Here is a 14670-nt window from a genome sequence, read left to right as displayed (position 1 = left end):
GTTGCTAATAGCATTTGCCTGTGACTCATAACTCCAGAATTCCAACCCGAAGACCATGAAGCCATCCGATATTCGTAAGAGCTATCTCGAGTACTTCGAGGGCCAAGACCACCGCGTGGTCGAAAGCTCCCCCGTCGTACCCCAAGGTGACCCGACGCTGTTGTTCACCAACGCGGGCATGAACCAGTTCAAAGACGTGCTCCTCGGCAACGAGACGCGCGACTACACCCGCGCGTCGAGCGTGCAGAAGTGCATTCGCGCCGGTGGTAAGCACAACGACTTGGACGAGGTCGGCAAAGACGGACGTCACCTGACGTTTTTCGAGATGCTCGGCAACTGGTCGTTCGGCGACTATTACAAGAAGGAAGCCATCGAGTGGGCGTGGGACTACGTGCTCAACGTGCTCGAGCTCGAAGAGGACCGGCTGTACGTGACGACCTACAAGGACGACGACGAGTCGTACGATATCTGGGTCGACGAAATGGGCGTGCCCGAAGAGCGCGTGCTGCGCCTGGGCGACATCGAGGAAGGCAACGAGGAGAACTTCTGGTCGATGGGTCCGACCGGCCCGTGTGGTCCGTGTACCGAGATTCACTACGACCACCACCCGGAAGCCGGCGAGCTCGTCTTCGACGTGGGCTACGACGAAGACCGCATCGTCGAGATCTGGAACCTGGTCTTCATGGAGTTCAACCGCGACGAGACGGGCGAGCTCAACCCGCTGCCGATGAAGAGCGTCGACACGGGCATGGGGCTCGACCGCGTGGCCATGATCAAGGCCGGGCGCGACAACGTCTTCCAGACCGAGCTGTTCACCCCCATCTTCGAGAAGACGCTCGCCCTGCTCGGCCAAGAGGTTCCTGGGCAAGAGGTCGACGACTGGGACACCTTCTATGCGCGCGAGGACTTCACGAACTTCGCGGTCATCGCCGACCACGTGCGCACCGTGCTCTTTGCGGTGTGTGACGGCGCCAAGTTCTCCAACGAGGGGCGCGGCTACGTGCTTCGGCGCATCCTGCGTCGCGCGGTGCGTTACGGCCGCGAGATTGGCTTCACCGAGCCCTTCCTGCACGAAGTCTCCAAGGCCGTCGTCGAGCACTACTCGGATATCTATCCGGAGCTCGAGGCGATGGGCAACGAGGCCGGCGAGCTGATGCGCCTCGAAGAGGAGCGCTTCTTCCGCAACATCGACCGCGGCATCGAGCTGTTCGAGCAGGCCGCCGAGAAGGCCCAGCAGGCCGACCGCGACGAGCTGACCGGCGAAGAGGTCTTCCAACTGCACGCCACCTACGGCTTCCCGCCCGACTTGACCGAGATCATGGCTGAGGAGAAAGGCCTGTCGATCGACTGGCAGGGCTACGAGAAGCTGTGGTCGCAGCACCAGGAGACCTCGCGCGGCAAGGACGTCCACGCCGACGCCGCCGGTGTGGGCGACTGGGTGACCATCTACGACGAGCAGGACAGCGAGTTTGTCGGCTACGACAACACCGAGGTGACCACCTCGATCACGCGCTTCCGCCCGCTCGAGGACGACCGCTACCAGATTCTGCTGACGAAGACGCCCTTCTACGCCGAGTCCGGCGGCCAGATTGGCGACCGCGGCGTCATCAAGGCGACCGACGACAGCGTCGTGTTCCGCGTCGTCGACACGCAGAAGGCCCCGATTGGCATCGTGCACACCGTCGAGCGCGAAAAAGGCACCGTCGACCGCGACGACACCCTCAAAGGCGAGTTCGTGGCGACCGTCGACGAGACGCTTCGTCGCCAGACGATGGCGAACCACACCGCCACGCACCTTCTGCACGCCGCGCTTCGCGACATCGTCTCCGACTCGATCTTCCAGTCGGGCTCGCTCGTCGCGCCGGATCGTCTGCGCTTCGACTTCAGCCACGGCGAGCCGCTCACCGACGAGCAGCTTCGCTCCATCGAGGACCGCGTCAACCGCCTGATTCGCGAGGGCCACGACGTCACCCCGCACGTCGACATCTCGCGTGAGCGCGCCGTCGACCAGATGGGCGCGATGGCCATCTTCGGCGAGAAGTACGGCGACAAGGTGCGCGTCATCGAAATCCCGGGCGAGTCCGTCGAGCTTTGCGGCGGCACGCACGTCGAGAACACCAGCGACATCAACCTGTTCCGCATCACGGGCGAGTCGGGCGTCGCCGCCGGCATCCGCCGCATCGAGGCGGTCACCGAGCAGGGAGCGTACGAGAGCTTCCGCAAGGACGCCGACACCCTCGACGAGGTCGCTAAGACGCTCAAGACCGACGCGCACGACATCATCAAGCGCGCCAAAGCGCTCTTGGAGGAGCGCGCCGAGCTCGAAAAGCAGGTCGACCGCCTGTCGCAAAAGCTCGCCCAGACCGAGTCGAGCGACCTGGTCTCCGACGCCGCCGACATCGACGGCGTCAAGGTCATCGCCAGCACCATCGGCGCGGACACCCGCGACCAGATGCTCGCCTACGCCGACAAGCTGCGCCAGCAACTCGACCAGGGCGTCGTGCTGCTCGCCAGCGAGATCGACGGCAAGGCTGCGCTATTGTGCGTGGTGACCGATTCGGCGTTCAAAGAGCGCGGCCTCAAGGCCGGCCCGCTCATCAACGAAGCCGCTAAGCACGTCGACGGACGCGGCGGCGGGCGCCCCACCCTGGCCCAGGCCGGCGGTACGAACGTCGGCGGGCTGCAGGCCGCGGTCGACAGCTTCGAAGAAGCCGTGCGCAACGCTCTTGGCTAGGCGTAGCGATACGCAGCCCCTATGTCTTTAATTGCTTATGTAGAAGGCCTTCAGAAATCGAGGCGCCCTCTACATGGGCATCGAAGGACATAGGGGTTGCGATTTGCGGGGCCTTCAGGAACCGAGGCGTGAATTTTGGAAGCAGTTCTATTGCGAGCCGATTTCGATCGGCTCGCTTTTTTTGTTGGCTTGAACTTGGGTGTAGTAGGTCAGACCGGCGGCGGCGAGCGCCAGCGCGCAGATGAGCGCGATGAGGAGGTTTTGGCGGCGCTGCAGTCGGGTGACTTCGTCGACGAGGCGACGGTTCTTTTTGTGGGCGTCTTGGAGAAGCGAGCGGTCGACCTCGGCGGTCTCGGTGACCGTGCGCTGGCCGCCGTCGGCCGCCAGTTGGTCGTCGCTCTCCGAGGAGAGTTGCGCGGCGAGCGCGCTGTCCTCTTCGGGCTCGGGCATCGGTACCTCGAGCTCCTCGGCGGTGAACTCGACGTCGGCGCGGCCGAGCTTCTCGAGGGGCAGATTGCCCAGCGGCTTCGGCTGGAGCTCGCCCTGCGAGGCGCGACGCACCGTCTGGGCGATGTCGGCGCGTTCGGCGGCGAAGAGCTCGGCGACGTAATCCCCGAGTTCGTGGCGTGCTCGACCGTTGGAGCGCGACGACAGGAATTGCAAGAGGTCGTCGCGCATCTGCGCGGCGGTCTGGTAGCGCGCTTCGGGGTCACGCGCCAGCGAGCGCATGACGATGGCTTCGAGCTCTTCGGGGAACGACGGGTCGAACTGACTCGGCGGCGTGATCGGCTCTTCTGTGACCGCGGCGATGACGTCGGCTTTGGAGCCGCGCCGGAACAGGCGGCGGCCGGCGGCCAATTCGTACAGGATGATGCCCAGGCTGAAGACGTCCGAGCGCGCGTCGACCGGCTGATCGAGGCACTGCTCGGGGCTCATGTAGGCATATTTGCCCCCGGCGAGCGTGTCGTGCTGCTCGCCCTTCTCTTGGACCTTGGCGATGCCAAAGTCGAAGACCTTGGTGACGCCTTGATAGGTCACCATCAGGTTTTGAGGGCTGACGTCGCGGTGGACGACCGAATAGCGAGTCTCGTCGAGGTCGCGAAACTCGTGGGTGTAGTGCAGGCCGTCACACGCGTCGGCGACGATTTGTACGGTCTGCTTGATCGTCGGGGGGCTGCCGTTTTTGTAGCCTCGCTGGGCGATGTCGGCGACGGTCTGACCGGCGATGAAGTCCATGATCATGCAGTGCTCGCCGCGCAGAATGCGCGCGTCGTGGACCGTGATCACGTTGGGGTGCGAAAAGCGCGCCGACAGGAACGCCTCGCGGTAGAAGAGCTCGACGAAGACGGGGTCGTGGCGGTACTTCGTCGGCAGCGCCTTGATGACGAGCGGACGCGAGAAGTGATCCGGGCCCTCTTTCATCGCAAGAAAGACCTCAGACTGACCGCCGACGGCCAGCCGGCGCAGCAGAATATACTCGCCTAGCTGTCGATTGATGAACATTCGAGGAAGCCCGCCAATCCGGGAAAAATCCAAAGTTGGCGGCCATTCTAGTGTACCAGCCCTCAAGTCACAACCGGTTTGAAAAACGGCCGAGGAGCGCCCTGCACAAAGCGGTTCGATATTTGAGAAATCATCCACTAGAATCGGGAGCGGAGGTGGTTTTCCCAGCAACGCAGTAGGTTCATGACGCAGCGCTTTATTTATCTGTTGGCCGCCCTCGCCTTTGCCCTGGCGAGCGCGTGCAGCCCGCCGCCTGACGGCGGTGAAGGCGGCCCTGCGTGCGAAACCGACCTCGACTGCCCAGACCAAGAGCGTTGTGTGGCCAGCCGTTGCTTGCTCATCGCAGGAGGCGGCGGTCAGGACGCCGAGATATCCGACGCGCCGGATATCTCGGTAGGTGACGCCGGAGACGTGGTCGACACCTCGGGTGACGCCGACGTCGTCACGGCCCCGGACCAAGACAATGACGGGGTGCCCAATATCGGCGACAACTGCCCCACGGCGCCCAACCCCGACCAAAAAGACACCGACCGCGACGGCCTGGGAGACGCATGTGACAACTGCCCGCTGGTCGCCAACGCCTTTCAGCCCGACGTCGACGGCGACGGGGTCGGTGACGTGTGTGACATTTGCCGGCGAGTTGCCAACCCCGACCAGCGCGTCAGCGCGTCGGGAGCGCCCGTCGCTTGCACGGAGACATCCGATGCCGACGGAGACGGGATCCCCGATTTGCGCGATGTCTGCCCGATGCTGGCCGACACGCTGCAGGTCGACCGCGACGGCGACGGCTTCGGCGACCTGTGTGACAACTGCCCGTTGGAGGCGAACGCCGACCAACACGACCGAAACGCCAACGGCAAAGGGGACGCGTGCGAGCGCGGCGGCACCGTCGACTCCGACGGCGACGGGTGGTCCAACTATATCGACCCGTGCCCCACCATCCCGCAAGGTGGCTTGCTCGATGCCGACGGCGACGGCATTGGCAACGCGTGCGATCCCTGTCCGGCGCGGGCATCGCGCACGCCAGAGGAGTGTGGCGCGGCCGAAGACATCGACAACGACGGTGTCGACGCGGCGCGAGACAACTGTCCCACCGTGCCCAACCCGCTGCAGCTCGACCTAAACGCTGATGGGATCGGCGATGCGTGCCAGGACCACTTCTGGCGTCGCGACACCGATGGAGACACCATCCCCGACTTGTCGGACAACTGCCCGCTGGAGCCGAACACCGCTCAACTCGACGACGATGACGACGGCGTGGGCAATGCCTGCAGCGATGAGCAGGAGACTGATCGCGATCGGGATGGGCTTGTAAACACGAACGACAACTGCCCGTGGCGCCAAAACCGCTCGCAGACAGACTCCGACGGCGATGGCGTCGGAGATGCGTGCGACAACTGCCCCCTCGTAGCTAACCCGGACCAGGCCCTCGCCGAGGATTCCTCGCTCGGGCTCGCCTGTGTGAACGACTTCGACGGCGACGGCGTGCCGGCGCCGAGCGATAATTGCCCTTACGTCAACAACCCGGAGCAGCGTGACCACAACGCGGATGGGCTTGGAGATGCGTGCCAGACACCCGACGGCAGCGATCGCGACGGTGACGGCATCGCCGATCGAGTCGACGGTTGCCCAGAGTGGCCCCTGAGCGAGACCGCGTCGGAGTGCGAGATAGACCACGACGGCGACGGCGTCGACGACCTGCACGACAACTGCCCGCGCGAGGCGAATCCCGACCAGGCTGACAGCGACGGGGACGGTCTCGGAGACGCGTGTGACTTGTGCCCGGGCGTCGGCGACCCGTGGAACCGCGACCTCGATGGCGACGGGCTGGGAGACGCGTGCGAGTCCGACCGTGACGGCGATCAGATACCCGACTCGGCTGACAACTGCCCCCATCGCTCCAACCCCTTCCAGACCGACCTCGACGGGGACGGACTGGGGGACCTCTGCGATGTCTGTGTGCTCGTGGCCGACGCGTCGAGTGACGTGCCCGGCTCCGCCTGCGCCGCGGACTTCGACGGCGACGGCGTAGGCGACGCGAGTGACAACTGCCCTCAAGCCCCCAACCCAGCTCAACTCGACAGTGACCTCGACGGCGTGGGCGACGCCTGCGACGCCGATACCGACGGTGACGGGATGCCCGACACCTGGGACAACTGCCCGTTGTTGCCGAATGCCGACCAACTCGACTCGAATGGTGACGGCATCGGGGACGCCTGCTGGACCGATACCGACAACGACACCCTGCCCGACGGACTCGACCCCTGCCCCGCCTTCTTCAGCTATTTCGGGCGTGCTTGTCCGGAGACCTGACAGGCGACAAACGTCCAGCCGCATGCAAAAAGGCGCAAAAGCTAGACTCCTAGCCTTTGCGCCTTCTGCGTCTTGCGCGGTCGAATGACGTCAACGACCCGCGCTCACCGAATTGTGCTTATCAAATCGCGCTTACTGAACAGCGACCGTGGCGACCGTCGCCGGCTGGGCCGAGAAAGTGCCCGTCAGCTCCCAGGCATCGTTGGTGCCGTCGCTGTCGAGGTCGGCGTTCATGGTCTCTTTGCCGAGAATCTCCGACAGCGGGATCGGCTCCTGGCCGTCGCTCAACTGCACGGCCGAAGCGTCGGCGTTGGCCTCGGTCAGGTAACCGAGCAGGTCGGCGTCGTAGATGGCCTCTTCGACGACCACTTCACCGTTGTCATCCAGATACGCGTGCGGGAAGCGTGCATCGAGGCGCAGGTCGGTGATCGGAATGACCGTGTCGGTCTCTTCGCCGTCGGGCGACTCGAAGGTGGCGATGAAGTCGAGCGACGGAAGCTCGGCGGAGAAGTCGCCGCTGGCGGTGTCGAGCGCCACGCCCTCGGTGTAGGTGTCGGGCGTGTCCTCGTCCCACATGTACTCGCAGTCGCCGTCGAGCTCCGGATCGCACATGAGGTCGGCTTTGCGGCCCGCGCCTCCGCGGATGGCCAAGGTGCCGCCGTCCGGGTCGATGTCCTTCAGGTGCACCAAGACGACGATGGGATACTTCTTCTCCTGCTTCTCGATATTGATGCGAAGCAGCGTGTTCAGCCCGTAGCCCGGCGAGCTTTGCTTGAACTGGAACGAGGTGAACCGCAGGTAGTAGTCCGACTCGTACTCCCAGTCGTCAGGAAGCTGGGCTTGCTGGACGTCGGCGCCGTTGTTGCCGGCGTCGGCGGCCGTGTTGTTGGTGTCGTTGTTGCTCTCACTGTTGCTGTCGTCACCGCAGGCTGTTCCCAGGGTCAAAAACAAACCGGCGAGTAGCACTACGAGCATACGGCTATTCATCATCGTCGATACTCCTAAAAAGCGTGTCCCAGACACAAAAAAGGCGCAGAGCGTGTCGGCCCTGCGCCCGTAATTGACCGATTACTCGGCTATTCTAGTGTTTTTTACTACAGCGACTCAAGTGGCTCGAAGCTGACGAGCTTCTCGAACTTCGAAAAACGCGAGGCGATGGACTGCGAGTCGAGCTCGCGCAGCCCGTCGAGGCTGAACTCTTCGACGCAGAAGCTGGCCATGCAGCTGCCCACGACCATCGCCTGGCGAAGGTGCTGCGGGTTGAGGTGGCCGTTCTGGCTGATATATCCGAGCAGTCCGCCGGCGAAGGTGTCCCCGGCGCCCGTCGGGTCGAATACCGCTTCGAGCGGGTACGCCGGCGCGAAAAAGGTGTCCCGCTCGGTGAAGAGCAGCGCGCCGTACTCACCGCGTTTGATGGCGATGAAATCGGGGCCCATCTCGAGGATCGAGTGCGCGGCCTGGACGATATTGGCCTCGTCGGCCAACTGGCGCGCTTCGGTCTCGTTGATGACGACCATGTCGACGTGCGACAGCGTCTCGAGGAGCGCGTCCTTTTTGCCCTCGATCCAGAAGTTCATCGTGTCGAGCGCGACGAACTCGGGATCTTCGACCTGTTGGAGCACTTCGAGCTGCAGCTCCGGGTCGATATTGGCCAAGAAGACGTGACTGGCGCTGCGATAGTCCTCGGGCAACTCCGGGTGGAAATCACCGAAGACGTTGAGCTGAGTGTCGAGGGTAATCGCTTCGTTCAGGTCGTAGCCGTACTTGCCCTTCCAGCGGAAGGTCTCCCCGCTGGTGCGCTGCAACCCGTCGAGGTTGACCCCGCGCGAGGCGAGGAAGTCGGTGGTGTCCTCGGGAAAGTCGTCGCCGACGACCGCCACCAGGTTGACGTCGGTAAAATAACTCGCCGAGGTCGAAAAATAGAGCGCAGATCCTCCCAGCGCCTCTTCAACCTTTCCAAACGGGGTCTCGACGGTGTCGAAAGCCACCGAACCTACTACCAGCAAACTCATGAGGGCCTCTCGGCGGGTACAGCGTAGAGCAAATTAGGCTTGTCGTGCTTCTTCTTCGAATTTGGCCAGGCGCTTGCGCAGGTGAGCCGGCAGCTTGCGGTCGCCGGGCTTACCAAGCTGGCCGCAGGCGGCCATCTCGTCGCGACCACGCGTGGCGCGTCGCAGGACGTGGACGCCATGGTCCATCAAATACTGCTGAAACGCCAGAATTGTTTCTTCGTCGGGCGTCTCGAACGGCGTTTCGGGGTGCGGATTGAACGGAATGATATTGACCTTGCAGGGGATATCGTCGACCAGCTTCACGAGCCGGGCGGCGTCCTCCAGGCGGTCGGTGATGCCTTTGATGAGCACGTACTCGAAGGTGATGCGCTCGCGCTTCTCGAGCGGATAGTTGCGCAAGCACTCGAGCAACTCGTGGATGTCCCAGCGGTCGTTGACCGGCATGAGCTTGCCACGCTGCTCGTTGTTCGTGCCGTTGAGGCTGATGGCCAGCTGGACGTCGACGTCCTTGCCGAGCTTCTCGAGCTGAGGAACCAGCCCGGACGTCGACACGGTCACGCGTCGGCGCGAAAAGTCGAGGCCGGACTGATGAGTCAGGATACGAATCGCACGCACGACGTTGTCGTAGTTGTGCAGCGGCTCGCCCATGCCCATGAAGACGATATTGCCGATATGACCGTACTTCTCGGTCATCTTCTGGCGGGCAATCACGACCTGGGCGACGATTTCGGCCGTCGACAGGTGGCGGCGAAGGCCCATCTTGGCGGTGTAGCAAAACGTGCAGCCCATCGCGCAGCCAACTTGGCTGGAGATGCACAGCGTGTTTCGCCCATCGGCCGGGATCAGCACCGTCTCGATGATCGCGTTGTCATCGCACTTGAAGGTGAGCTTGGCGGTGCCGTCGTCCGACGGGTGCGCGCCCTTGAACTCGATGGGCTGGAGCCGACCGATCTTCTCGAGGCGTGCGCGAAATTTCTTCGAAAGGTTGGTCATCTCGCCGATGTCTTCGGCGAGGTGGGTGTACATCCACTCGAAGAGCTGGTCGGCGCGGAACTTGCGCTCGTCGAGGCCCTCGATGACGAAGGCCTGCAACTCCTCGAGGGAGAAGTCCATCAGGTCGATCGGCTCCGATGCCTCACCGGCCTCCAACTGCTCGAGGTGGGCGATGGCGTCTTCGACGTGTGCGTTGATTTCAATACTCATGTTGCTCTCGGGACCTTTGGGAAACTGACGATCCCAGAACGCTTACCGATCCGATGAACTTCCAAAGGGAAACTAAGAGGGACTAAGGGTAACTAAGAGCGACTCAGAGTAGCCACGTGCGTGTTTCGTGAATTAGTTTCCCTAAGTCCCCCTTAGTCACCCTAAGTTTCTCTTTAGCGGTCGAACAGCTGCGTGCCGCTGAAGAAGAAGTTCACTTCGATCTCGGCGTTCTCGGGCGAGTCCGAACCGTGGACGGTGTTTTCACCGATGCTGGTGGCCAGGTCGGCGCGGATGGTGCCTTCGTCGGCTTCGTCGGGGTTGGTAGCACCCATGATCTCGCGGTTGCGCTCGATGGCGTTCTCGCCGCGAAGAGCCATGACGACGACCGGGCCGCGGGTCATGAACTCGGTGAGCTCGCCGAAGAACGGACGCTCTTTGTGCACCGCGTAGAACTGCTCGGCTTCGTTCTGCGACAGGTGGACCATGCGCAGGCCGACCGGGGTCAGGCCAGCTTCTTCGAAGCGATTGATGATGTCGCCGATCTTGTTCTTCTCGAGGGCGTCGGGCTTCAGGATGCTCAGCGTGGTTTCAACAGCCATTGGTTTTCCTCCGGAAAACGTGAAGTTATAAAGTGAAAAGGAAAAGAGCAAAAAAGCAGATTACACTCTTTTGCTCTCTTGCTTTTTGCTCCGCGCGGAGCGTCTTCTGCTCCGTGCGGGGCGCTCTAGCCTTTGTAGATGCTCTGCAGGGTCGTGCCCATCTCGGCCGGCGTGGCAGCGACGGCGATGCCGGCGGCTTCCATGGCCGCCTTCTTCTCGGCCGCGGTACCGCTTCCGCCGGAGATGATGGCGCCTGCGTGGCCCATGCGCTTGCCCTTGGGGGCGGTCGCACCGGCGACGAAGCCGGCGACCGGCTTGCTCATATTCTCTTTGACCCAAGCAGCGGCTTCCTGCTCGGCGGTGCCGCCGATTTCGCCGATCATGATGACGGCTTCGGTGTCATCGTCCTGCTCGAACATCTCGAGCACGTCGATGAAGTCGGTGCCGTTGATGGGGTCGCCACCGATGCCCACGCAGGTCGACTGACCGATGCCCAGCGCGCTGAGCTGGCCGACGGCCTCGTAGGTCAGGGTGCCGGACTTGCTGACCACGCCGACTTTGCCCTGCTGGTGGATATGACCGGGCATGATGCCGATCTTGCACTTGCCGGGGCTGATGACGCCCGGGCAGTTCGGCCCGACGAGCGTGATGCCCTTCTCTTTGTAGAACTTCTTGACCGCGATCATGTCCTGCACCGGGATGCCCTCGGTGATGGCAATGACCAGCGGAATGCCGGCGTCGGCCGCTTCGAGCAGCGCGTCGGCGGCGAAGGCCGGCGGCACGTACACGACGCTGGCGTCGCAGCCGGTCTGCTCGACCGCGTCGGCGACGGTGTCGAACACCGGCACGCCGTGCTCTTTCTGGCCGCCTTTGCCCGGGGTCGCACCCGCGACAATGTTGGTGCCGTACTCGATCATCTGCTTTGTGTGAAAGCTGCCGGTCGATCCGGTGATGCCCTGGACGAGAACCCGGGTATTTTCATCGATGAGAATGCTCATTTTCTATCCTTCGAGCAGTAGTTTGCTTTGTGTGAAGCGTAAGCCTCTCCTAGTCCCTTCCCGTCACTGAATCGCAGCGATCGCCTTTTCGGCGCCGTCGGCCATCGTGTCTGCCGGGATGATGTTCAGGCTGCTCTCCTCGAGGATCGCTTTCCCTTCTTTCTCGTTGGTGCCTGCCAAGCGCACGACCAGCGGCACTTCGAGGCCCACTTCTTTGACGGCCGCGACCACGCCGTTGGCGATGACGTCGCACTTCATGATGCCGCCGAAGATGTTGATGAAGATGGCCTGCACACGCTCATCTTGGGTGATGATCTTGAAGGCCTCGGTCACCGTCTTGGTGTCAGCGCCGCCGCCGACGTCCAAGAAGTTGGCCGGCTCGCCGCCGTAGTGCTTGATGATGTCCATGGTGGCCATCGCCAGGCCGGCGCCGTTGACCATGCAGCCGATATTTCCGTCCAGGTTGACGTAGCTCAGGCCGTGCTGCTTGGCCTCGAGCTCGGCTTCGTCCTCTTCGCTCTCGTCGCGAAGTTCCTTGATGTCCGCGTGGCGGAACAAGCCGTTGTCGTCGAAGTTCATCTTCGCGTCGAGCGCGATGATGTCTCCGTCGCCGGTGACCACGAGCGGGTTGATCTCGGCGAGGCTGGCGTCCTTCTCGACGAACGCCTTGTACAGGCCCTTCATGAACTTGACGGCGCGGAAGACGCTCTTGCCTTCCAGGCCGAGTTCGAAGGCGAGTTCACGGCACTGGTAGTCGGCCAGGCCGACGAGCGGATCGACGTAGATCTTGTGGATCTTTTCGGGGGTCTCTTCGGCGACTTGCTCGATGTCGACGCCGCCCTCGGTCGACCCCATGAGCACAATGCCGCCGCTGGCGCGGTCGACGACTGCGGCGAGGTACAACTCGCGGTCGATGTCGGCGCCCTCCTCGATGTAGAGGCGACGAACTTTTTGTCCGTCGGGACCGGTCTGGTGGGTCACGAGCGTCTTGCCGAGGATGTCGTCGGCGTGCTCTCGCACCTCGTCGATGCTCTTAGCGAGCTTGACGCCGCCAGCTTTGCCGCGGCCGCCAGCGTGAATCTGCGCCTTGACGACCCACAGGTCGCCGCCGAGTTCCTTGGCGGCGTCGACCGCCTCGTCGACGGTGAATGCCGGGCGTCCTTCGGGCGTTTTTACCCCGAAATCCCTCAAGATCTGCTTCGCCTGATACTCATGGATGTTCATGCGAACCTACCCTTTGTTTCTTGGGTTTTGGTCTAGCTGTCGGGACGTCTATACCTACGCCTGCTGGCAGGCGTCAAGGAACAGCCGCGCAGCCAAAAAGTAAAAGAGCGAAAAAGTGAAAGAGTGGAGTTCGAAAAGCTAAAGAGTGAAAAGCTAAAGAGGTGAAGGCCGAAAAGCAGCAGGTGTGCGATTAGAATCGCGCAGGGAAAACTGTCATGTCTTGATTTGCCCCTCCACGCTAGTGATGAATGCCTGCAATGCCGGCGAAAGGTTGTCGATTACGCGATATGCGCTATCGATATCTTTGGCATGAATGAAGCCTATGTCGTCGCAAATTTTCAATTGCGTTTCGAGCTCAGAAAGCGAGGCGCGTGAGTCGTAGAGGAACTTACGCAACTGCCTCGAAGTGCCCTTGGCCGCGCCTTCGGCAATATATGAAGGAATCGAAACCGCTGCACGCCGCATCTGTGATTGAAGTCCCCACATTTCATCACGCGGGATCTGTTTGGTGATCCTGTACGTGAGGCCACACAGCGTCATTGCCAACTTCCAAATCACCCAGTTCTCATGGGGGCGTGTGTATTTTCGCTTGTAACGCATCGTATGACCTTGCCTGGAATCTGTCCCGTAACCCCCCTCTATTACGGTTATCGGCAAAAGTCCGATTTTGTTGCGTAACCCCCGGCCCTATAGCCGCCTAGCCACGATTTCTCTGTTTCCAGGCGGTGGCTCCTTTGCTCCTTTGCTTCTTTGCTTCTTTGCTTCTTTGCTTCTTTGCTCCTTTGCTCCTTTGCTCCTTTGCTCCTTTGCTCCTTTGCTCCTTTGCTTCCCTACTGAATCCCCTTGCCCACATACGAGATGTGCATCTGCAGCTCGTTGCCCAAAATCTTAGCGATCGTATGCGCCTCTTCTTTGTTCGGTGTCGCCTCGACGATCGGGATCAACCGGTCGTCGGCGTCGCGCACCAGCAACGTGAACGCATGGACGTGCACGTCGCTGCGACTCTCGGAGAGAGGGTAATCAGTCATCCCGAAGACGACCTCGGTGATCTCTTCGAACGGTAACGCCAGTTCGCCTGCGCCTGGGGCCGTCGGCCAAGCCAACTGCTGGCGCTCGATGTCGACCTCACACAGCACCTCTTCGCGAAGCGAGGACTTGCGGCCGTAGCGATACAGAAAGACACCGAAGGAGAGCGCGACGAGGGCCCACAGAATATCCCAGACATTGTAGACCGACTGGGCACTCAAAATGAGCAATACAGTCACGACAAAGACGAGCAATCCACCCCAGAACCCCCAGGCGATCAAGCTCTTGTCTTCAAGTTGGCCGCGGATCTCGTAGCGTGCCTGGCCGCTGGGGCGAATAAGTGGGTTGTAGACCAGCCCGCCCCCTTTCTTCTCGGGACGAGTCTGTACCAGTTTGTCAGAGGCGACTTTGGGCGAGCTTTCGGTGCTCTCCAGAGACGTATTTTCTCGAGGAGGTGCATTCATAGTCATTTACTCCTCGCCCGCATTGATGGCGGTGCGATGTAGCACCCACTGGCCGCCTTCCAAGATCATGACCACCTTCTGGGGCTCGCCGTTGGCGTCGACCACGAAAAGCTCTCGCCGACGCGGGGTCTCGTGCTCGTCGGCTCCCTCGACCGTGTCCTCGATCTGGCGGACCTCGCCGCCGAGCAGAAACTCGACCGGCTCGAACTCGACGGTGCGCCCGTCGGGAAGTGCGAGCGTGCCGGAGGCCAGCGCCCCCGCCGCGTCGGCGTTTTGGTTGCCGTAGGCCAAAAAGTCGCGGGTTTGCTGACTCAACAACGCTTCGGCCTCGTCGAAGCTCCCGTCGGAGAGCAGCTTATACAGGTCGAGCAGAGAGGCGCGGGCCTGCAGGTAATTCTTGCGCTCCAGTTCGGCCTGCGCCGCCGGATCGGCGGCGACATCGCGCTGCTCGTCTTGCGGTGGCGGTGCCGGTAACTGGTACGGAGAGCTGGCACAGCCAGCCAGCAGAAGTATCAAACAACTCGGCGCCAACGCGCTCGAAAATACTCTCATCATCACATTCCTGGGTCGCTTCCTAAACACATGGAGCCCACG

12 protein-coding genes are annotated in these 14670 nt (G+C 62.2%); 2 read left to right on the top strand and 10 right to left on the bottom strand.

The window, feature by feature from the left end; translation table 11 throughout:
* Positions 1 to 55 precede the first annotated feature (55 nt).
* The gene (gene alaS / locus FIV42_RS28065) at positions 56 to 2734 is read left to right on the top strand and encodes an alanine--tRNA ligase (protein ID WP_141200905.1); all 2679 of its coding nucleotides are present in this window, start codon (positions 56 to 58) and stop codon (positions 2732 to 2734) included.
* A 147-nt stretch (positions 2735 to 2881) separates the two neighbouring features.
* On the opposite strand, the gene FIV42_RS28060 is transcribed toward alaS, so the two are convergent.
* Complete coding sequence (locus tag FIV42_RS28060; protein ID WP_141200904.1) at positions 2882 to 4237, bottom strand: serine/threonine-protein kinase; 1356 nt, start codon at positions 4235 to 4237, stop codon at positions 2882 to 2884.
* Positions 4238 to 4420: 183 nt separating this feature from the next.
* On the opposite strand from FIV42_RS28060, the gene FIV42_RS31520 reads away from it, so the two are divergent.
* Positions 4421 to 6550 (top strand): thrombospondin type 3 repeat-containing protein, encoded by a 2130-nt coding sequence (locus FIV42_RS31520; protein WP_141200903.1) that lies wholly within the window; start codon positions 4421 to 4423, stop codon positions 6548 to 6550.
* Between the two features lie 132 nt (positions 6551 to 6682).
* Here FIV42_RS31520 and FIV42_RS28050 read toward each other — a convergent pair whose 3' ends face one another.
* The 9 genes from FIV42_RS28050 to FIV42_RS28015 all read right to left on the bottom strand — a co-directional run bounded on the left by FIV42_RS28050 (position 6683) and on the right by FIV42_RS28015 (position 14628).
* On the bottom strand, positions 6683 to 7540 hold the full coding sequence (locus FIV42_RS28050) for a hypothetical protein (protein ID WP_141200902.1): 858 nt from the start codon (positions 7538 to 7540) through the stop codon (positions 6683 to 6685).
* Between the two features lie 104 nt (positions 7541 to 7644).
* Positions 7645 to 8562, bottom strand: coding sequence for a PfkB family carbohydrate kinase (locus FIV42_RS28045; RefSeq protein ID WP_141200901.1), 918 nt, complete (start codon positions 8560 to 8562; stop codon positions 7645 to 7647).
* 33 nt (positions 8563 to 8595) lie between these two features.
* Positions 8596 to 9765: a 23S rRNA (adenine(2503)-C(2))-methyltransferase RlmN gene (gene rlmN / locus FIV42_RS28040; protein ID WP_141200900.1), complete on the bottom strand. Its 1170-nt coding sequence runs from the start codon at positions 9763 to 9765 to the stop codon at positions 8596 to 8598.
* 173 nt (positions 9766 to 9938) lie between these two features.
* Entirely contained in the window at positions 9939 to 10364 is a 426-nt protein-coding gene (ndk, locus tag FIV42_RS28035; RefSeq protein ID WP_141200899.1) for a nucleoside-diphosphate kinase, read from the bottom strand.
* A gap of 125 nt (positions 10365 to 10489) precedes the next feature.
* On the bottom strand, positions 10490 to 11362 hold the full coding sequence (sucD, locus tag FIV42_RS28030) for a succinate--CoA ligase subunit alpha (protein ID WP_141200898.1): 873 nt from the start codon (positions 11360 to 11362) through the stop codon (positions 10490 to 10492).
* 63 nt (positions 11363 to 11425) lie between these two features.
* On the bottom strand, positions 11426 to 12586 hold the full coding sequence (gene sucC / locus FIV42_RS28025) for an ADP-forming succinate--CoA ligase subunit beta (RefSeq protein ID WP_141200897.1): 1161 nt from the start codon (positions 12584 to 12586) through the stop codon (positions 11426 to 11428).
* Between the two features lie 213 nt (positions 12587 to 12799).
* The gene (locus FIV42_RS28020; protein ID WP_168210998.1) at positions 12800 to 13144 is read right to left on the bottom strand and encodes a four helix bundle protein; all 345 of its coding nucleotides are present in this window, start codon (positions 13142 to 13144) and stop codon (positions 12800 to 12802) included.
* 272 nt (positions 13145 to 13416) lie between these two features.
* Positions 13417 to 14076: a hypothetical protein gene (locus tag FIV42_RS30445; protein WP_168210997.1), complete on the bottom strand. Its 660-nt coding sequence runs from the start codon at positions 14074 to 14076 to the stop codon at positions 13417 to 13419.
* Positions 14077 to 14082: 6 nt separating this feature from the next.
* Positions 14083 to 14628, bottom strand: coding sequence for a hypothetical protein (locus tag FIV42_RS28015; protein ID WP_141200895.1), 546 nt, complete (start codon positions 14626 to 14628; stop codon positions 14083 to 14085).
* Between the last annotated feature and the right edge of the window lie 42 nt (positions 14629 to 14670).

Origin of the sequence: Persicimonas caeni (assembly GCF_006517175.1) — a bacterium.
In the GTDB taxonomy this organism is placed as follows: Bacteria; Myxococcota_A; Bradymonadia; order Bradymonadales; family Bradymonadaceae; genus Persicimonas; species Persicimonas caeni.
The sequence above is the reverse complement of the archived record's forward strand: the minus strand, read 5'-3'. Positions and strand labels throughout refer to the sequence as shown.